The organism is Massilia sp. CFBP9026 (assembly GCF_034045165.1).
Taxonomy (GTDB): domain Bacteria; phylum Pseudomonadota; class Gammaproteobacteria; order Burkholderiales; family Burkholderiaceae_D; genus Telluria; species Telluria arenae.
Map to the genome: position 1 here is coordinate 13,885 of NZ_JAXCWH010000014.1, position 19,968 is coordinate 33,852.

The window sequence follows — 19,968 nt, forward strand, 5'->3', positions numbered from 1 at the left end:
ACGCTCTCCAGAATAGGCATGGGCACCACGCTTACTTTAATCAAGCCGCATCGCTGAGAACTGACAAAAGGCAAGCATTGAAGAGCACCGCACGGACGGGGGCACGCGGACGGGGTCAGGTGCCTACCTGCCAGAGAAGAACAGCAACGCTTGGGGAGTGTGATGCCGCATCCCGATGTCCTTTAAGCTCACGAAGCAATCAGCATCACGGTATGTCCCGCCGACAATCGAGGCTCATTCTTCAATGCGCTCCGCACGAGATAATCGCGCAGCGCTGGCACTGCTATCACGCGGCCCAGCAAGCGGTAGCGCATGCTGTTATCGATCAAGCGGGAACGATAGACGCCGAATCGTGCCAGTGCGTGATAGGCCAGCGTCGTCGCATGCCACTCCTTGTGGAAGTCGGCAACGGGTTCGTGCCAGATATCGGCTTTTTGGAAGCCTTCGCGATGAGCCAGATTAGTCAGGGCGCGATCGGTCCAGCGCGTGACGTGGTGCGGGGCATATTAAGCGGCGAGTTCGTCGCATGGACGGGGTCACGTCGCATGGACGGGGTCAGGTCTGACATCCGGACACGACCTCAGCTGTATCCTGTGGTTCTTGTTGCGATCGCGAGCGCATGGACGGGGTCAGGTCTGACATCCGGACACGACCTCAGCTGTATCCTGTGGTTCTTGTTGCGATCGCATGGACGGGGTCAGGTCTGACATCCGGACACGACCTCAGCTGTATCCTGTGGTTCTTGTTGCGATCGCGAGCGGATGGAGATAAGTCAGGGCGGTTTGCGCCTGTGCAAGAAATAGCCTCCGATGAGTCCAGAGACGACAAGTCCGCATGCCGCATACGCTTGCAGGTAGTAACCGTTGCCCTGTTCCAATCGCAGATACGGCCCAACGTCAGGCGAGTGTATTTCCAGGAATAGACCGGTAAACCAGATCGCCGCCGGCGCAAAGCAAATCGCGCCGAGCCATGGCCTGAAGCGAGCGGTGAAGAGGCATAGAAGCGCCGCGGCCAAACCCACCTGCCAAAAAAGGACAGCACTAGGCTCCTTATCGCTTACTTCAGCTTGTAGAACTGCGGGATAGAAAAGGCAGGCGAGCGCTAGTATTGCACGGTGAGAATGACATAGCATTCCGGAAGTCCTCCGAGCTCCTGCTTGAGGCGCTCAACAAACCTGTCGATATACTGGACTAGATCGATGCAGCCTGCACTGCCCGCCACGGCACCCCCATGGATGAAGAAGCCTCCTCGGCCATGTGTCTGCGTATGCGGATATGGATGGATTGTAAGTCTAAAATTACCCCAAGCTCCTCGAGGTGAATGAAGAGCGCTCTTGATCCAGTTGTTTTCCCATAGTTGGGATGGCTGGATCCAGTATTGACCGGCAGGGATAGGCCCGTGGAAAGGAATGCGTTGCCGCTCTGTCGAGTAGTCGAAGTGTCCTCTCCCGTTCGGCTTTCCTGACGCTGCGGGGAAGACCAATGACGCTTTGGTTCCGAAAGCGTGTAGCGTTTTTCCATCAAATCTCAACGAAATGCTTGATTTTGCACACGCTGGCGAGCACGGCAATCCTCTTTCCTCAGCATATCTTGCCATCATCCGCATCCTCGATAGATCGGCTTGAGCATGTGCTTGCCGCCAATGGATGATTGGTCATTCTGCGAAGGTCTAATTTATTCTTACTCAAGTTAACTGAAGATGCTCGCCAGTGAACGGCAACGTTCAATGGTGGGTGGAGGGCCAGAGCAGGTTCGATCCTTCAGGTTACGAAGCAGCCAGCATTACTGTATGTCCGACCGTCAGTCTTGGGCTAGCCCTAAGTGCACTCCGCATGAGATACCGGCGCAGCATGGGTCTGCGAACCAGGTGACCAAGCAGTCGATAGCGCATGCCGTTATCGATCAAGCGAGGACGATAGAGACCGAACCGCGTCAACGCGTGATAGGCCAGCGTCGTCGCATGCCACTCCTTGTGGAAGTCGGCCACGGGTTCGTGCCAGATGTCGGTCGTGCTGAAACCTTCACTACGGGCCAGATTGGTCAGCGCACGGTCAGTCCAGCGCGTAACATGATGCGGCGGCATATTGAGCGGAGAGTTCGGTGCGATCGCCAGGAAGCTGTCCTGGGCTGGCACGGCGATCAGCAGGGTGCCGCCGGGCTTGAGCGCCTGGACGCAGGCGTGGAAGAACTGTTTGGGATGCTCCACATGTTCGAGCACCTGGAACGCGCACACGACGTCGTAACGGGGGCTCGCGGCGGCATGCTCCTCGACCGGCTGTTTCATGACGTCCAGCCCAGCCGCACGCGCCTTTTGTACCGCCTCGTCATTGAACTCGAGCCCGGTGTACCGGATCGATTGCGGCAGCCAGCGCCGGAATGCTCCCTTTCCACAGCCGACTTCGAGGACCGAGCTATCTCGGTGAATCAGCTTCGCCGCATGGGCGTATTCTGGTTTGTCATCCTGGTAGTACCAGTCCTGTGTCTGCAACTGCTCGTAGAAGCGACCATCACCCACGCACGCTGGATCGAAAAAGCCCAGTTTGCAATGATTGCAGTGGCATAAGGTGACGCTGTCGCCATGGAGATAGGCACTGACGTCGATGCCTTTCTGGCGATAGCTGCGGATCAGGTCCTTCCGATCGACTGAGTCGACGGCCTCGGTATCGTTGGCATGGCATGCTGGACAAATGCGCTCAGGCATAACGTCCTCTCATGGCGGAGTCCTGGTCGATCAAGTGGCGTTGCTGGTCAGCGTAGCAAGCGGTGGATGTGTCAATCTGCCCATCCTCAAACGTGCGCACTTGCATGCCAACGTGCGCAGTATTCGATCGCATCCAATAATCGTTGCTCCACGTAACTCCTGTATCCCGACAGCACTGGCATAAGTTCGAACAGAACCTCCGTCGGCAGTCATACCCAAGTCAGCAGGACGCCCCAATGCATGGGATTGTTCTACACTGGGTTGGCTTTTTACTATCCCTGTAGATCTTCGAAGGAGCAAACAATGAAAATGCGATGGATGAGCGCCGTCCTGCTGAGCGCCGTATGCGCTACCGCCAGTGCTGCCGACAATACCGTGACCCTCAAGCTGGCCACCGACAAAGGCGATGGCGCCACCGTTGGCACCGTGACGCTCAGCGAAACCAAGTTCGGCGTCGTGCTCACGCCCGACCTCAAGGACCTGCCTCCGGGCCTGCACGGCTTCCACATCCACGCCAACAGCAGCTGCGCGCCGAACCAGGCTGACGGCAAGACCGTCCCGGCCGGCGCGGCGGGCGGCCACCTCGACCCTGCCAAGACGGGCAAGCACGGCACCCCATGGGGCGACGGCCACCTGGGCGACCTGCCTGCGCTGACCGTCGACGCCAAGGGCGTCGCCACCAACCCGGTCCTGGCTCCACGCCTGAAGATGTCGGATATCAAGGGCAAGGCCCTGATGGTCCACGTCGGCGGCGACAACCACTCCGATCACCCGGCGCCGCTGGGCGGCGGAGGCGGTCGCATGGCGTGCGGCGTGATCCAGTAATCCTCGACTCGCACTGACAGCGGATGGCGGCGCCTGGCGCGCCGTCCGCGATCAATCCACGCGCGCCTGCCCGCGCAGCCACACCAGGCTCGACGCGGCATAGTTCATCACCGAGATATGCCCATCGTCCGGCCGCTGCCACAGCTCGGACGCACAGCAGTGACGCGCCAGCCATTCGCTGTGCGAGGCCGGCACCACGCGATCCTGCATCCCATGCACGAACAGCGCCGGACAGGCGATGCGCGTGCAATCGAATCCCCATGGCGTCACATAGGCGATATCGTCGTCGATCAAGCCGTCGGTTCCCTTGGCCACCGCCGGTCCCACCACGCTGTCGAACCATGACCACGGTCCCGCCAGCGCGTCCCAGTCTTCAAGCGTAAACATCTCCCGGTCGAACGCGAGCCCGAGCGCCTCGTGATATGCCTTGGCCGCACGCCCCTGCGCGGCAGCGCGCAGCGCCGCCGCCCCGAATGCGCCCATGCCTTTGAACCAGTCGAGTCCCTGCGCGTCGGACGGCGCCAGGCCCGCGATGCTGACCGCGCCCACTACCCGCTCGGGCAGCAGGGCGGCGCAAGCCAGCGCATGCGGCCCGCCGCCTGAATGTCCCATCACCGCGAAGCGCCGGATGCCCAGCCGGTCGGCGATGCGCTCGACGTCGAAGGCAGCCGAGGCGACGTCCCGCCCGCTGCGTTCCGACGAGCCGCCATAGGCCGGGCGGTCGTAGCCGATCCAGCGGATGTCCAGCTCCGCCGCGAGCGCGAACAGCGGCTCGGGCGGGCGGCCGATGTTCGGCGTGCCGTGGTGCCAGAACACGGCCAGCTCCTGCTCGCCGGGTGGCGCCAGGTCGTAGAAGTGCAGCGTGCGCCCGTCGCCGAGCACCAGGTCTTCTTCGCGCATCGTTCGCCTCTCTCGTCAGTAGGTCGGAAATCGTTGGCCCAAACGCGTCGTTCCCGCGGAGGCGGGAACCTAAGTGTGCCAGCGTTATCGTAACGCGAACAACTTGGGTTCCCGCCTGCGCGGGAACGACGTGGTACTGCTGACTAAACGTGAAGCTTGGCGGGTACGATTACTTCGCCGCGCGCGCCTTGCCGAACGGATCGCCTTCCTTCCACGCCGGCATCTTCGGCGCGTCGGCCACTGCGCGGCCCAGGTTCAGCGTGTACTGCGCCTGTTGCACCATGCCCGACAGGTCCCAGCTCGGATCGTATTCGTCCGACGCTTGATGGTACTTGTCGCGGTAGGTCGCGGCCTTGGCGTTGTTGGCTTCGACGTCCTTCACCCAGCTGCGGCCCGCGCCCACCGAGAAGGCCGGCACGCCGGCCTTGGCGAAGCTGAAGTGGTCGCTGCGGAAGTAGCCGCCGGCCAGGTCAGGCTTAGGCTGCGCGACGGTCAGGCCCATGGCCTGGGCGGTGGTGGCGGCCATCGCACCGAGTTCGGTGCGCTCGCTGCCCGGCACGCTGACGTCCTTCACCAGGCCCACCCAGTTCAGGCTGTCCAGGTTCAGGTTGGCGGCGGTCTTTGCGATCGGCCACAGCGGCTTGGCGACGTAGGCGGCGCTGCCCAGCAGGCCTTGCTCTTCGGCGGCCACCCACAGGAACATCTGGCTGCGCTTGGCAGGGTTCTTGACGGCTTGCTCGGCCATCGCCAGCAGCGCGCCGGTGCCCGAGGCATTGTCGACCGCGCCGTTGAAGATGGTGTCGCCCTCGGTGCCCTGCTTGCCCATGTGATCCCAGTGCGCGCTGTAGATCACCACTTCGTCTTTCAGCTTCGGATCGGTGCCCGGCACCACGCCGGCCACGTTGAACTCTTCGAGCTTGCGCACTTCCGCGCGCGCCGTGCCTTTCAGGCGGGCCTTCAGGGTCACCGGCTTGAAGTTCTTGTCTTCGGCGGCGGCGCGCAGTTTATCGAGGTCCTGGCCGGCCGCGGCGAACACCTTGCGTGCGGTGGCGTCGGTCATCCAGCCCTGCAGGCCGGTGCCTACCTTGCCTTCGGTGAGCTGGAAGCGCTCGGCGTTGGCCCAGCTGTTCTGCACCACGCTCCAGCCGTACGAGGCCGACTTGTCGGTGTGGATCAGGATGGCGCCGGCCGCGCCCTGGCGGGCCGCTTCCTCGAATTTATAGGTCCAGCGGCCGTAGTAGGTCAGGCCTTCGCCGTTGAAGCGGTTCGGTTCCGCTGCGGTCGGCAGTGGGTCGTTCACCATCATCACCAGTACCTTGCCCTTCAGGTTCATGCCCTTGAAGTCGTTCCAGCCGCCTTCTTCCGGCGCCACGGTGCCGTAGCCGACGAAGACCAGGTCCGCGTCCAGCTTGTGGTCGGCCTTGCCGTCGCCCGGGCCCCAGACCCAGTCAGCGCCGAACTGCAGCGGCAGCGCCTTGCCGCCGGCGGTGATCGCGATGTCGCTCTTGGCCGGCAGCGAACGCACGCCGGCGATCTTGACCGCCTGGCGGAAGCTGTTGCCGTTGGCCGGCTTCAGGCCGGCGGCCTTCGCCTGCGCCTCGAGGTAGGCGACGGTCAGCTCGCCGCCGCGCTGGCCGGTGCCGCGGCCTTCCATGGCGTCATCTGACAGGTGGGCCAGGTGCGCGCGCAGCGGTGCTTCCTGGACGGTTTGCGCATGGGCCGGATAGGCCAGTGCCAGGCTGCCGGCGATGGCGGTAAAGACGAGGGAAGAGACGATCTTGTACATAAAATCCTGCGACTTGAGTTGATCGGGAAGGGCACGTTCGTGGCGTGCGCGGAACATTCTATGACAAGTTCTCAATAAAATCGCAGGATATCGGTCGACATCGTCATTCCCGATTGCTCCCGTAAATACGGGGCGCCTTCGTCGCGCGAGGGTAGAAGATGCTGCGGTACGCCGGGCATGCGCTCCTGCACCGTGATCGCGAAAATCTCGTCGGGCGCACTCTCGATCTCGAAGTGCAGCACCCGGTCTTCCATTCCGTACAGCGACAGCAGCCACGGCGCCTCCTTCGACGTGAGCGGCATGCCGTCGAGCCGTGAGCGCAGCGCCTTGGCGCCCGACATGCGCAGCTCGATGTGCGGCGCGCGGTTTTTTGAACGCACAGTGAACGTAGCGCGCCGCACCTTGCCGACGGTGTTGAGCAGGGCGAAGCATTCGGGGAAGGCGACCGCATCGTCGCGCGGCGCCTCGGCATACCACTGGCGCGGGCTGTTCCAGCCGAAGACTTCGACGAAGATGGTCGGCTGCCGGCCGGGGAACAGCTGGCGGCGCCAGTCGTCGAGCGGCTGCTCCGGCAGCAGCCAGTAGGAGCGCCAGGTGTTCGCATCCTTGTAATAGACCAGGCGTTCGAGGCCATCGGATACGGGCAGCGGCGCGTCGCGTGGCGCCGCCTGTCCCGGCAGGGCGAAGCAGCTTGCGGCCAGCAACGCCAGCACAGCGGCGACGGCCGGCGCGATGGACAGCACCATCAACAGGCTGGCAAAGCACAGCATCGGCAGCGCCATCAGCATCGGCGGCAGGTACATGTGGTGCGGCGTGAGCAGTAGCCAGGCATCGCGCAGCGCCGGGGGGAACAGCGCGGCGGCCGGCGCCAGCCCGGCCACCAGCACCAGCAGGCGCAGGGCGAAGGCCTGGCGCCCGCCCCAGCGCGACTGCAGGCCGAGGAAGGCGGCCAGCGCCGCCGTCAGCGGCCAGGCCAGCACATAGGCGGCGCCGGGCAAAAAGAAGACGACCAGCAGCAGCGCCAGCGCAGGCCAGGCCAGCGCGCCGAGCACCATCGCGGCGGCGCCGACGCTGCGGCGGAACAGATACAGCCCGGCGACGAAGACGCAGGCCGCGACGATCATCACCACCAGCGGCAGGCGGTGCTCGCCCGCAAGGCCGGCGGCGGCCAGCTCTTCGCGCCAGGTCCAGCTGCCGACGCGCACCACGAGCAGCAGGAAGCAGACGCCGAACACGCCTTGCGCCGCCTCGGTCGCGCCGTCCGCACCGAACAGGCGGCGCCAGGCGAAGCCCAGCATCAGGCAGGACAAAATCGCCGGCGCCCAGGTAAGCCAGGCCGGGTGCTGCACCAAGCCGACGATGGGCAGCGAAAAATAGGCGGCGGCCGTCTGCGCTCCGCGCTCGAGCGGCGTGTCGCCGTAGGCCTGCGCCAGGCGCAGCATCGCGTCGCCCAACTGCCGCGGATCGTTCTCGCCGCCGGCGAACAGCAGCACCGGCGTATCGAGCGCCGCCAGCGGACCGACGTGCGGCGCGTCGTTCAGCATGCGCGCCAGGGTCGTCTCGAGCGAGGAGCCGCGCAGCTCGGGCGCGGAGCGTATCCAGCCGGCCAGCGCGGCGCCGCCCGCGCCGCTGGTTTCAAGCATGCGCAGGCCTGCATCGCCGGCAGGATCGAACTTGAGCGCCAGGCCGACGTTGGCGGCCAGCGGATGCTGTTCGACGAAGCCCTTGGCGCCGAGCGCGCCGACATGGTGGCCGTCGGCGAACAGCAGCACGACATCGTTGGCGGGCGGCGCGGCGCGCAGCGAGCGCGCCGTTTCGAGCAGGGCCGCCATGGTGGCGGCGCCGCGCGCTGTATCGCGCACAGCGTTGCCGCTGTCGTAGTGCGCCGTGAGCAGCAGCGCCGGGCGGCGGCCCGCATCCGGCGCGCTGCCGGGAATCCTGGCGACGACGTTATGGACGACGCCAACTGTGTTGTGGATGGCGCCAAAATAGTAGACGACCGACTTGCGCACCGTGGCGCGCTGCACCGCCGGCGCCAGGCCCATCGCCCGCAGCTCCGACAGCAGGTAGGTGCGCGCCTGGGCATTGCCTTCGGTCGCGATCGAACGCGGACTGGCCCCCAGCACTCGCATGTGCTCCTGCACGCGGGCGTTCCAGCTGCCGGCTGCGATCTCCGCCTTCGGCTCGGGCGGCGCCGGTCGCGTCAACGCCATCCAGCCCAGGATGACCAAGATGGCCAGTCCCAGGCCGCCGGCAAGGGCCTGCATGAACCCGGTGACACGTATCGCCGGTATCTGTGCGCTTGCTGCATCCATGTGTTCTCTCTCCATTGTTGTTGTGATCGGATGTCGCCCGTGCTGGCGTCTATGCACCAGTCATAGGGGCGAAAAAAAGCCCGCCGGATGAAGATTGGCGGGCTCAAGAGGGGAAGACGGTCTTACTCGAGTGTCCAGACATAGGCGAGCTGCGCCCACCCGGATTCGGCTGTTCCGCCGTTCATCGCCGGCTGGAATTTGCACATGCTCAGGGCATGCACGGCAGCCCGATCGAGCTCACGCGAGCCGCTGGAAGACTGGATGCGGGAGTCCTGCACCCGGCCATCGGTCCCGACCAGCAGCGCCAGGGTCACGGTCCCGGTCTCGCCATTGCGCGCAGCGCGCACCGGATAATCGGGTTTGGCGCAGCCGTTGGCGTCGGCCAGCACGGCGCTACGCATCTCGCCGCTGTTCGACGACGGCGTGGAGGCCGGCTGCGGCGGGGCTTCGGACTGGGTTTGCTGGGACGGTTCGGGCGATGGCTCCGTGCTTGCCTCTATCGCCTGCTCGATCGGCGGCGCGGGCACTTCGACTTCCACATCCGGCACCACGATATCGGGCGGTGCAGCCTTGGCGACGGGTTTCGGCGGTTCGGGTGGCGGGGCAGGCGGCGGCGCCTCCGGCTGGATCCACACCAGCTTGTCTTCCAGCATGGCGGGCAGCGAGAGCGACTTGGCGTTCATGGTGCTGATGACGCCCATCGCCACCAGTACGTGCAGGCCGGCCACCAGGGCGAACTTGCCGGCCTTGCCGCCGGCGCCTTGATTGATGTCAGAAAAATGCATGGCAACCTCCTTTATTCGTTCCGGCATCCCGCGGGATGGCCAAGTTTACTACCTTGGAAGAATGCATATCTACAGCTCGTTAGAATCAATATATGCTATGTCCTAGCAATTTGCAAATCCATAATCTAGTAAATTTGTTTCCAGTTGTGTGTGCGCCAACATACCAAGCGATGCCAGCCGTAGGGTGGACCGCTCCGCCGTCCCCGCGTCCAGCAAAAGGAAGCGCCTCAAAAACGCCTGCCGCAGAGCACAAAAGTTCTCCGCCTTTCCATTCGCTTCCCCGCCCGTTGTATGAAATAATTCCCAACTGTGCCGGGGCTTTTCGCCCCGACCTACGCAAAGCCAGACACTGGCAAAGCACACCGGCCACGCGCCAGGAGAATCAAATTGGCAGAACAGAACAAACCCATCCGCGTCATGCTCGCGGATGATCACCCGATCGTCATGACCGGTTTCGCCATGTCGCTGGAAGCGGCCGGCATGCAGGTGGTGGGGCAGGCCAAGACCCCGAGCGAGGCGACCGCGCTGTACGCCGCCGAGCACCCCGACGTCGCCGTGCTCGACATGCGCTTCGGCACCGAGCTGACCGGCATGGACGCGGCCCAGGCCATCCTCAAGTCCGACCCGTCGGCCAAGATCGTTTTCCTGAGCCAGTTTGACCAGGACAGCCTGATCAAGGAAACCTACCGCCTCGGCGCCCATGCCTTCGTCACCAAGGATTGCGACCCGGCCGACCTGGCCACCGCGGTGCGCCACGCCCACGAGGGCAAGCTTTACTTCCTGCCGCACATCGCATCGCGCCTGGCCAGCATGGCGGTGCGCGGCGAAGTCACGCCGCAGTCGCAGCTCGACGAGCGCGGACTGGAGATCTTCAAGCTGATGGCCGAGGGCATGACCAATGCCGAGATCGCGGAGCGCCTCGACCTGTCGACCAAGACCATCAGCAATATCAGCCAGTCGATCAAGGAAAAGCTGGGCGTGCACCGCCAGGCCAGCATCACGCTGCTGGCGGTCAAGCACGGCCTGATCGAGCCCTGACGCGATGGCCATCCTCCCGCGCCGCATGCCCCACCAGCGCAGGCGCGCGCCCGTGCTGGCGCCCCTGCTGGTCCTTGCCTTCATGCTGGCGCTGTCGGCCGGTGGCGTCCACGCCGCCCAGCAGTCCGAACGCGAACGCGAAGAAGCGCAGGGCTTCCGCTTCCAGATCCTGACCGGCGACGACAGCGCCGTCACCCATCGCATCGCCGACGACCTGTACAAGCGCCTGGTGCCCACCTTCGCTGCCTTCCGCACCGAGCTGGCGCAGAAGCGCCGCATGCTGTACGTGGCGATCGGCCCGACCGCGCTGCGCGACGCGCTGTCGCGCCGCTGCGATTGCGTGGTGATCTCGGCGTACACCTCGAGCCAGGTGTGGCGCACGCTCACCGCGCGCCTGCCCAAGCCGCGCCGCATGGCCATGACCGCGATCTATGCCGAGCCGGCGCCGAACGACCAGATGCGCCTGGCCGAACTGCTGTACGGCCGCCCGGTGCGGGTCGGCGTGCTGCTCGGCCCCGACACCGCTTTCCTGAAGCCGGCGCTGACCGATGCCACCGAAATCCAGATGTATGCGCCGGGCGACGACCTGAATCACACGCTCAACAGCATGACGCGCGCCGAGACCCTGCTGGCGCTGCCCGACAGCGACATCTACAACGCCGAGAACGTGCGCAACATCCTGCTCTCGACCTACCGCCGCAAGCAGGGCGTGATCGGCTTCTCGGCCGACATGGTCAAGGTGGGGGCACTGGCCACCACCTATTCCGAGATCGAGGAGATCAACGCCCAGGTGGCCGAGCTGGCCGCCGACTTCGTGCGCACTGGTGAACTCGATCCGCCTCAGTTCCCGCGCTACTTCCGCACCATCATCAACGAAGGGGTGGCCAGTTCGCTCGACCTGCGCGTGACCGACAGCGCCCGCAACTTCGCACGGCGCGCGCCGGCTCCGCAATGAACCTGCGTTTCTGGCGCGGCTGGGGTGTCGGACGGCGTATGGCCGTGATCACCATGCTGCCCGTGATCCTGCTGTTCACCTCCTTCGTCTGGTATTCCTGGTATGCGCACCGGGCCCAGGTGGCCGAAGAGCTGGCCGAGCGCGGACGCATCCTGGCGCGCGCGCTGGCCGAGACGTCCGAGTACAACGTCATCTCGGGCAACCTGTCCGACCTGCGCCTGACCATCAACGGCCTGGTGCAGTCGGACCGCAGCATCTACAAGGTCGACGTGATCGACGGCAGCGGACGCGCCGCGGTGCGCGTGGTGTCCGACTCGGCCAGCGACGCCCAGGCCCATTACTACGAGGCGCCGATCCGCAAGCAGGTGGTGTGGATCAACCTGTTCTCGGACAACGGCACGCCGCACGTGTCGGCATCGAGCGATTCGCGTCCGCCCACGCTCACCACCGAAGTCGTCGGCTGGGTGCGGGTGACGATGTCGCCGGCGAACATGATGGCCAAGCAGACCGACCGCTTCCAGATCGAGCTGTCGATGGCGGCGCTGGCGCTGGCCGCGAGCGGCATCCTGGCATGGGTGCTGGCGCGCTCGCTGATCGTGCCGCTGCGCGAGGCGATCGGCACCCTGCGCCAGATCCGGGGCGGCAACTACCGCGTGCATCCACCGGTCACCACCGGCGGCGAGATCGGCGAGCTGCAGGCCTCGATCGGCGAGATGTCGCTGGCGCTGGACGAATCCAAGCGCGACCTCGAGAACAAGGTGGCCGAGCGCACGCGCGACCTGCTGGCTTCGCGCAACGAGGCGCTGCGCGCCGACGCCGACAAGCGCAAGCTGATCCAGAAGGTCAACGAGATCATCGAGGACGAGCGCAAGAGCATCGCGGTCGAAATCCACGACGAACTGAATGCGTCGCTGATCGCGGCGCGCCTCGAGGCGCAGTCGATCGGCCTGCTGGCGGCCAAGGCGCCGCCCGGGCCCGAGGTCGACGAGATCCGCCGCAAGTCCGAGGCCATCACCAAGCTGGCGCTCGACCTGTACGCCAACGGCCGGCGCCTGGTGCGCCGCCTGCGTCCCGAAGTGCTCGACATGCTGGGCCTGCACGGCGCGGTGGAAGAGATGGTGCGCCACTACGACACCACGTCCGGCTGCCGCTTCGACCTGCACAGCGAGGGCGATTTCGCGCGCCTGTCGAACGAGCTGGCGATCTCCGCCTACCGCATCGTGCAGGAAACCCTGTCCAACGTCATGAAGCACGCTGCCGCGCGTTCGGCCCACGTCAGTCTGCTGCTCGACGAAGGCAAGGGCCTGCTGCGCATCCGCGTGGTCGACGACGGCGCCGGCTTCGACACCGCCAGCGCCTCGGAAGGCATTGGCCTGATCGGCATGCGCGAGCGCGCCTATGCGCTGCACGGCACGATCGAGGTGCGCTCCAGCCCGGGCGAGGGCACCGACGTCGCGATCGCGCTGCCGCTCAACCTGCCGGTCCAGACGCCGGCCGTGCCGGCGACGATTTCTGAAGCATCAACCTCACAACGATAAGATTTATGTCCACTGAACTGCTGACGCCCTACGAAAAGGGCAACCTGAACCAGACCACCACCTGGGCCGAGTGCATCGCCTGGTACGAAGACCTCGCGCGCCGTTTCCCTTCCGTGCTGCGCTTCGAGAAAGTGGGCGTGTCGGATGCGGGCGTGCCGATCCACGCGGGCGTGGTCAGCAGCGACGGCGTGTTCGAGCGCGAGGCGATCAAGCGCGCCGGCCGTCCGGTCTTCTTCAACAATAACGGCATCCACCCGGGCGAGCCGGAAGGCGTCGACGGCTGCATGGCGATCGTGCGCGACTTCTGCCTGCAGCCGGAGAAACTGGCGGCGCTGGGCCAGACCGTGTTCCTGTTCGTCCCGCTCTATAACGTGGACGGCAGCTTCAACCGCGCCGACACCTCGCGCGTAAACCAGGACGGGCCGGAGCAGTTCGGCTTCCGTGGCAACAGCCGCCACCTCGACCTGAACCGCGACTTCGTCAAGTGCGACACCCTGACCGCGCGCACCTTCAATCAGCTGTTCGCGAGCTGGGATCCGGACGTGATGGTCGACACCCACACCTCCAACGGCGCTGACTACAGCTATACGATGACCCTGATCCACACCCAGGCCGACAAGCTGGGCGGCGGTCTGGGCGAGTTCCTGCGCGCCGAGATGCTGCCCGCGATGTATGCCGGCATGGATGCGCGCGGCTGGCCGACCTGTCCCTACGTGAATCCGGTCAAGGACAGCCCGGACCACGGCATCGCCGAATTCCTCGAGACGGCGCGCTTCTCGACCGGCTACGCGGCGCTGCACCACACGATCGGCTTCATGCCCGAGACGCACATGCTCAAGCCGTTCAAGGACCGCTACGAGTCGATGCTGGCGCTGGTCGAAGTGGCGCTGGAGTTCACCGTCAAGAACGCCGACCGTATTCAGACGCTGCGCCGCGCGGCGCGCGAGGAAGGCCGCAAGCAAAGTGAATGGCCGGTGCGCTGGAAGATGGACGAAGCCAATCCGGCGAGCTTCCGCTTCAAGGGCTACGAGGCCAGGTACAAGAAGAGCGCCATCGGCGACTACAGCCGTCTGTACTACGACCGCAGCAGCCCATGGGAACGCGACATCGCCTATTACAACAGCTTCCCGGTCGACGTCGCGGTGCCGGCCCCGCAAGCCTATGTGGTGCCGCAGCAGTGGCGTGAAGCGATCGAGCGCCTGGAGTGGAATGGCGTGCGCATGGAGCGGGTCGAGGCGGACCGGGTGCAGGAAGTGGCCTATTACCAGATCGCTTCGGTGACCTCGCGCCCGTCGGCCTACGAAGGCCATATGTTCCATGACGAGGTGGCGCTGGACCGCCGCATTGGCCAGGTCCTGCTGCGCGCCGGCGACTACATCGTGCCGCTGGACCAGGACCGGGCGCGCTATGCGGTCGAAACGCTCGAGCCGCTGGCGCACGACAGCTTCTTCCGCTGGGGCTTCTTCAACAGCGTGCTGGAGAAGAAGGAGCATTACTCGGATTATGTGTTCGAGGACGAGGCCGAGAAATTGCTGGCGGACGAACCCGAACTGGCGGCGAAGTTCGCCGAGTGGAAGGCTGCGAATCCAGGGCTGCTTACGAGCCAGGAAGCGGTGCTGGACTTTATCTATGCGAACTGCGCGCGTTATCGCGAGCCGGAGTGGAACCGGTATCCGGTGTTCATGATCGCGCGCTGACGCGCATTCACATCAATCCGTAGCGCTAAAACGTCGTCCCCGCGAAGGCGGGGACCCAAGTCTGCTTGCGCAGCCACTTCGCTTGATAGGTCGGCAGCGCGAAAAAACTTGGGTCCCCGCCTCCGCGGGGACGACGTGGTTTAGTGGGTGGTTAATTCGACAGCGCTTACTTCGACGCCGCAATCCACCGATCGACCTTCGCCTCCAGCACCGCCAGCGGCAAGGTGCCTTCGTCCAGCACCACCTCGTGGAACTTCGGCAGGCTGAACTTATCGCCCAGCGCAGCCTGCGCACGCTGGCGCAGTTCCATGATCTTCAGCGAACCGATCTTGTACGCCAGTGCCTGGCCCGGCATCACCATATAGCGCTCGATCTGCGCGCGCGCTTCCAGTTCGGCGTAGCCCAGCGTATCGCGGAAGTACTTGATGCCCTGATCGCGGCTCCAGCCCTTGGTGTGCATGCCGGTGTCCACCACCAGGCGCGCGGCACGCAGCATCTCGTCGTTCAGGTGGCCGAAATAGTCTTCCGGCTGCTCGAACAGGCCCATCTCCTTGCCCAGGGTCTCGGCATACAGCGCCCAGCCTTCGGTGAAGGCGGTGTTGCCGCCGAACTTGCGGAAGTTGGGCAGGCCAAGTTCTTGCAGCAGCGCGATGTGGAAGTGGTGGCCCGGCTGGCCCTCATGCAGGTACAGGGTCACCATGCCGGTGCGGCCGTACTTGGTCGGGTCGTTCACGACCGACCAGAACACGCCCGGCCGCGAGCCGTCGGCCGCCGGCGCCGAGTAATGGTCCGATGCGGTTTCGCGCGTCAGTTCCGGCTCCAGCCGCACTTCCAGCGGCGCCTTCGGCATCAGGGTGAACAGGGCCGGCAGCTTGGCGCGCACTTGCGTGTCCAGCTTCTGGAACACCTCGATCACCTGCTGGTCGGTCGTGAACGGCTTGTACTTCGGCTGCTCCGACACCCACTTCGGCAGGCCGGCGGCCGGGCCGGTATAACCCATCTTCGGGCCGATCTTGCCGTATTCGCCCTGGATGCGCGCCACTTCCTTCAGGCCGATCGCGTGGATCTGCTCGGGCGTCATGTCGGTGGTGGTCATCGCCGCCACGCGCGCCTTGTACCACTCGGCGCCGTTCGGCAGCGCGTTCCAGCCGGCTGTGGTGCGGGTCTTCGGTAGGTAGTCCTTCTCGACGTAGTTCGCCAAGCGGTCCAGGGCGGGATTGAGCTTGTCGACCGTCTTGCGATAGGCATCCGTCAGGCTGCGCTTGTCGGCGGCCGAGAAGCCTTCCGGCAGCTTCTTGATCGGGGTGTAGAAGATGCTGGCTTCCGCGCTCTTGGCCTGCAGCTGCTTGAGCTGCGGCAGCAGCGACTCGATTGGCTGGCGCGGATGCACGACGCCGCGCTTGACGCCTTCGCGCATGTTCGCGATCGACTGGTCGATGTAGGCCACCATCTGGTCCAGGCGGTTCAGGTAGTTGCGGTAGTCCTTCGGCGTGGCGAACGGTTGGGCGCCTTCGCCACCGGCGTAGTTCGCGATGAAGGCCGGCATATTGAACATCTGGTCCATCGGCAGCAGGTGCTCGGGGAAGGCGCCCAGGCGCAACGCGGTCTCGAGCTCGAACTTGACGATGTCGTAGCTGGCCTGCTCGTGCGCATTCAGGCGCTCGCGCGGGATCGTGGCCAGGCGCTTCAGGTAACCGCGGTACAGCGCAAACTGGGCTTCGCGGTTCTTCGGCGCGATCGACAGGCCGAGCTGGTCGAAGAAGCGGCCGTCGCCGCTCTCGGTCGCCCACACCGGCTCGAAGCGGGCATAGGCCTCGTAGTACTCGTCGACCAGCTTGTTGATCGCCTTGCCGGCTTCGGTCGTGGCGACTTTTTGTTTGGCTGGCGCAGCATTGGCGGCGACCGCAGGCGCGGCCTGGACGGCTGCGCATGCGAGCAGGGCGCCAAGCGCCAGCGCGCCGAGCTTGAAGTTCTCTCTCATCTTGTTTTCCTTGTGGTGGTCAGTAGCTGGCCAGCGGCGTCAACGCGCCGTTCTTGAAGGTGTACACCGTCACCGCCGTTTTCTTGAGGTTGCCCTTGGCGTCGTAGCCGTAGGCGCCGACCACGCCCTGGTAGCTGATCGCGTGCATCGCGGCGCCGACCTGTTTGGCGTCGACCGACTTCGCCTGGGCGATTGCCTGGGCGATGAACTTGGTCTGGTCGTAGAACGATGGCGCGTAGACGTCGGGATCGCGGCCGAAGCGCTTCTTGTAGCTGGCCAGGAAGGCCGGGCCGCCCGGCTGCTTGGCGACGATGGCGCCGGCCTGCGCGCAGCGCACGTTCTCGCCGACCGCCGCGCCGCCCAGCCTGGCCATCTCGGGGCTGCACAGGGTGTCGCCGCCCAGCAGCGGCACGTTCAGGCCCAGCTGCTTCATCTGGCGCACCATCGGCGCGCCTTGCGGGGCGTAGCCGCCGAAGAAGATCGCGTCCACCTTCTTGGCGCGCAGCGAGGTCAGGATGGCGGCGAAGTCGCTCGCCTTGTCGTTGGTGAATTCATGGCCCGCGACCTTGATGCCGGCTTGCTGCGCCTGGCGCTTGAATTCCATCGCGATGCCCTGGCCGAAGGCGGTGCGGTCGTCGATCACGCCGACGTTCCTGACCTTGAGCTCCTTGGCGGCATAGCCGGCGACCGACGCGCCTACCTGCGTGTCGCTGGCCACGATGCGAAACACCGTCGGGTAGCCGGCGGCCGTGATCTTGGGATTGGTGCCGACGGTCGACATCAGGATGCCGTTGTCGTTGTAGACGCGCGAGGCCGGAATCGCCACGCCCGAGTTGTACGGGCCGAGCACGTACTTGACGCCGGCGTCGGCGAATTTCTGGGCCACGGTCACGCCCTGTTTCGGGTCGCCCGCGTCGTCCTCGGACTGCAGCACGAAGCGCAGCACGTTGCCGCCCACCTGGATCTTCTGCGCGTTGAGTTCTTCGATGGCGAGGCGCACGCCGTTCTCATTGTCCTTGCCGGCGAAGGCGTTGGAACCCGACAGCGGGCCGCTCACGCCGATCTTCACGACTTGTTCCGCGGCGGTTGCCTGAGCGGCGAACAACGCCGCCAGCGCCAGCGGCGCCATCTTTATTTTCGATCGCATTCCCTTGGTCTCCGTTGATGTCAACGGGCGCCATCATCGCACGATTCGCACGCCGCGCGAAAGCACGGCGCTCCGTGTAAACACTCAGGCCGGCACGCCGTGCGAGATCAGTTCGAGCGGCAGGGCGGTGGTCGACTTGATCTGTTCCATCGAGAAGGCGGACGACACGCCAGTCAGGCGCGCAGTCTTGATCAGCTTTTTGTAGAAGCGGTCGTAGCCGGCGATATCGGTAGTGACGACCTTGAGCAGGTAGTCGACGTCGCCGCTCATGCGGTGGAACTCCAGCACTTCGGGCAGGGCGATCACGGCGGCGGCGAAGCGGGCCAGCCATTTTTCGTCATGCTCGGTGGTCTTGATGCTGACGAACACGGTGACCGGCAAGCCGACCTTCTGGCGGTTGACGATGCTGACGCGGCTTTCGATATAGCCGTCTTCCTCGAGGCGCTTGACGCGCTTCCAGCAGGGCGTGCTGGAAAGGCCGACTTTTTCGCTCAGGCCCGAGATGGAGAGGGTGGCATCCGCCTGCAAGGCGGCGAGAATCGCACAATCAAACTTGTCGAGTGAGTTCATATTCCGTAAAGCGTGTTTATAAGAATAATTATTCTATTAACAGCCCACAAATCGAGAAATTTGGGACGTTTCGATTGGCGTATTTCCGTACCATATTACTGGACAATAACGTGTTGTGCGACACCTTTTTTTATGTTTTTGGCAGCTAATCCATGATCACCGAAATCTATCTCGACGCCAATGCGACTTCGCCGGTGCTGCCTGCCGCCGCTGCTGCCGCCATGGCCGCGCTGCAGGAGTGCTTCGGTAATCCGAGCAGCAGCCATGCGAGCGGCCTGCGCGCACGCGCGCTGCGCGAGGGCGCGCGCGCCTGCGCACGGCGGGTGCTGGGCGCCCCGAGCGGACGGCTGATGTTCAATAGCGGCGCCACCGAGGGCATCCAGACCGCGGTGCTGTCGGCGCTGTGCGCGGTGCGCGAACGGCGCGCGCGGGGTGAGGCCTGCGGAGACGTCGTGCTGATTGGCGCCACCGAGCACAAGGCGGTGTCCGAAAGCCTGGCGCACTGGAACCGGCTACTGGGAACCGGACTCGAATTGCGCGTGCTGCCGGTCGACGGCGACGGCCGCCACCGCCTGGACGTGCTGCGCGCGCTGGCGCCGCGCCTCGCCTTTGTCTGCACCATGGCCGCCAACAACGAGACCGGCGTCGTGTCCGACCTGGACGGCATCGCGGCGGTGCTGAACGAGACGGCCAGCCCGGCGCTGTGGATGGTCGATTGCGTGCAGGCGCTCGGCAAGCTGCCCTTGAACCTGGGCGCAAGCCGCATCGACTACGCCCCGTTCTCGGGCCACAAGCTGCATGCGCCGAAAGGCATCGGCATGCTGTACGTGCGCGAAGGCGCGCCGTTCACGCCGCTGATCTGCGGCGGCGGCCAGGAAGACAATCAACGCTCGGGCACCGAGAACATGGCCGGCATCGCGGCGCTGGGCGCGGTGCTCGAGGCACTGGAGCGCGGCGACACCTTTCTCGGCCATGAAGCGCTGCAGGCCTGGCGCGCGCGACTCGCGGACGCCCTGACCCTTGCCTTCCCCGGCATCGTGTTCAACGCGCCGCCGGCATACGCGCTGCCGACCACGCTCAACTTCTCGGTCCCCGGCGTCGCCAGCGCCGAGCTGCTCGACCTGTTCGATGCCGCCGGCATGCGCGTCAGCGCCGGTTCGGCCTGCGCCGCGTCGAAGGCCGCGCCGAGCTATGTGCTCGATGCGATGGGCTTGCCGGCCTGGCGCAGCGCGTCGGCGGTGCGCCTGTCGATCGGGCCGCTGCTGGACGAAGCCGCGCTGGAACAGGCGTGCGAGCGCATCGCACGCTGCGGGGCGGCGCTGGCAATGCCGGCGCCTGCACCGGCTGCGGTAACGACGGCAGCGCAGCCGGATGCCACGCTGGACGCCGGCATGGAGCTCGACGTCATCGCGGCGCGCGGCTGGCTGGCGGCCCATCCCGACGCCATCGTGGTCGACGTGCGCGATGCGCGCGAGCACAGCGTCGCCGGCCAGGTTGAGCTGCACGGCCGCATGGCGCTCAACGTGCCGCTGGCGAGCGTGGCCGAACACGCCGCCGCCTGGCTGGGCGCCGATGTCCGCCCCTTGCTGTTCGTGTGCCGCAGCGGCGCACGCAGCGCCCGCGCCGCGCGCACCCTGCGCGCCCTGGGTCATCCGCGCGCCTGCTCGCTGGCCGGCGGTTTCGCGCTTGCCTGAGTAAGAGCCTATCCCGGCCGCCTGCCAGCCCGGCAGG

15 protein-coding genes are annotated in these 19,968 nt (G+C 65.4%); 6 read left to right on the plus strand and 9 right to left on the minus strand.

Features of this window, described 5'->3' with window-relative positions:
• Positions 1-1,101: 1,101 nt before the first annotated feature.
• On the minus strand, positions 1,102-1,605 hold the full coding sequence (locus SOM28_RS24580; RefSeq protein WP_307719557.1) for a tlde1 domain-containing protein: 504 nt from the start codon (positions 1,603-1,605) through the stop codon (positions 1,102-1,104).
• A 159-nt stretch (positions 1,606-1,764) separates the two neighbouring features.
• Positions 1,765-2,700 (minus strand): class I SAM-dependent methyltransferase, encoded by a 936-nt coding sequence (locus tag SOM28_RS24585; protein WP_320469739.1) that lies wholly within the window; start codon positions 2,698-2,700, stop codon positions 1,765-1,767.
• A gap of 303 nt (positions 2,701-3,003) precedes the next feature.
• Here SOM28_RS24585 and sodC point away from each other — a divergent pair, with 303 nt between their 5' ends.
• Complete coding sequence (sodC, locus tag SOM28_RS24590; RefSeq protein ID WP_221176224.1) at positions 3,004-3,525, plus strand: superoxide dismutase family protein; 522 nt, start codon at positions 3,004-3,006, stop codon at positions 3,523-3,525.
• A gap of 51 nt (positions 3,526-3,576) precedes the next feature.
• On the opposite strand, the gene SOM28_RS24595 is transcribed toward sodC, so the two are convergent.
• The 4 genes from SOM28_RS24595 to SOM28_RS24610 all read right to left on the minus strand — a co-directional run bounded on the left by SOM28_RS24595 (position 3,577) and on the right by SOM28_RS24610 (position 9,311).
• A complete protein-coding gene (locus SOM28_RS24595) occupies positions 3,577-4,425 on the minus strand; it encodes an alpha/beta fold hydrolase (RefSeq protein WP_320469740.1) in 849 nt (282 codons plus the stop codon).
• A 169-nt stretch (positions 4,426-4,594) separates the two neighbouring features.
• Positions 4,595-6,211 carry a M28 family peptidase gene (locus SOM28_RS24600; RefSeq protein WP_320469741.1) on the minus strand — a complete coding sequence of 539 codons (1,617 nt, stop codon included), beginning with the start codon at positions 6,209-6,211 and terminating at the stop codon, positions 4,595-4,597.
• 71 nt (positions 6,212-6,282) lie between these two features.
• Positions 6,283-8,526 (minus strand): M28 family peptidase, encoded by a 2,244-nt coding sequence (locus SOM28_RS24605; RefSeq protein ID WP_320469742.1) that lies wholly within the window; start codon positions 8,524-8,526, stop codon positions 6,283-6,285.
• Between the two features lie 122 nt (positions 8,527-8,648).
• A complete protein-coding gene (locus SOM28_RS24610; RefSeq protein ID WP_320469743.1) occupies positions 8,649-9,311 on the minus strand; it encodes an energy transducer TonB in 663 nt (220 codons plus the stop codon).
• A gap of 387 nt (positions 9,312-9,698) precedes the next feature.
• On the opposite strand from SOM28_RS24610, the gene SOM28_RS24615 reads away from it, so the two are divergent.
• From SOM28_RS24615 to SOM28_RS24630, 4 genes are read left to right on the plus strand one after another with little or no spacing between them, the layout of a single operon-like run.
• Entirely contained in the window at positions 9,699-10,349 is a 651-nt protein-coding gene (locus SOM28_RS24615; protein ID WP_123071681.1) for a response regulator, read from the plus strand.
• A gap of 4 nt (positions 10,350-10,353) precedes the next feature.
• Positions 10,354-11,304, plus strand: coding sequence for a hypothetical protein (locus SOM28_RS24620; protein ID WP_320469744.1), 951 nt, complete (start codon positions 10,354-10,356; stop codon positions 11,302-11,304).
• Positions 11,301-12,842, plus strand: coding sequence for a sensor histidine kinase (locus SOM28_RS24625; RefSeq protein ID WP_123071683.1), 1,542 nt, complete (start codon positions 11,301-11,303; stop codon positions 12,840-12,842). Before SOM28_RS24620 ends, SOM28_RS24625 begins: the two co-directional genes overlap by 4 nt.
• Positions 12,843-12,847: 5 nt before the next feature.
• Complete coding sequence (locus tag SOM28_RS24630) at positions 12,848-14,539, plus strand: M14 family zinc carboxypeptidase (protein ID WP_320469745.1); 1,692 nt, start codon at positions 12,848-12,850, stop codon at positions 14,537-14,539.
• A 166-nt stretch (positions 14,540-14,705) separates the two neighbouring features.
• On the opposite strand, the gene SOM28_RS24635 is transcribed toward SOM28_RS24630, so the two are convergent.
• The 3 genes from SOM28_RS24635 to SOM28_RS24645 form a co-directional block, all read right to left on the minus strand.
• A complete protein-coding gene (locus SOM28_RS24635; RefSeq protein ID WP_320469746.1) occupies positions 14,706-16,520 on the minus strand; it encodes a DUF885 domain-containing protein in 1,815 nt (604 codons plus the stop codon).
• Positions 16,521-16,539: 19 nt separating this feature from the next.
• Positions 16,540-17,667 carry a branched-chain amino acid ABC transporter substrate-binding protein gene (locus SOM28_RS24640; protein ID WP_123071686.1) on the minus strand — a complete coding sequence of 376 codons (1,128 nt, stop codon included), beginning with the start codon at positions 17,665-17,667 and terminating at the stop codon, positions 16,540-16,542.
• Between the two features lie 84 nt (positions 17,668-17,751).
• Positions 17,752-18,237, minus strand: a complete 486-nt coding sequence (locus tag SOM28_RS24645) for an Lrp/AsnC family transcriptional regulator (RefSeq protein ID WP_123071687.1) — start codon at positions 18,235-18,237, stop codon at positions 17,752-17,754.
• Between the two features lie 152 nt (positions 18,238-18,389).
• On the opposite strand from SOM28_RS24645, the gene SOM28_RS24650 reads away from it, so the two are divergent.
• Positions 18,390-19,931 (plus strand): aminotransferase class V-fold PLP-dependent enzyme, encoded by a 1,542-nt coding sequence (locus tag SOM28_RS24650; protein WP_320469747.1) that lies wholly within the window; start codon positions 18,390-18,392, stop codon positions 19,929-19,931.
• The last annotated feature ends 37 nt before the right edge of the window (positions 19,932-19,968 follow it).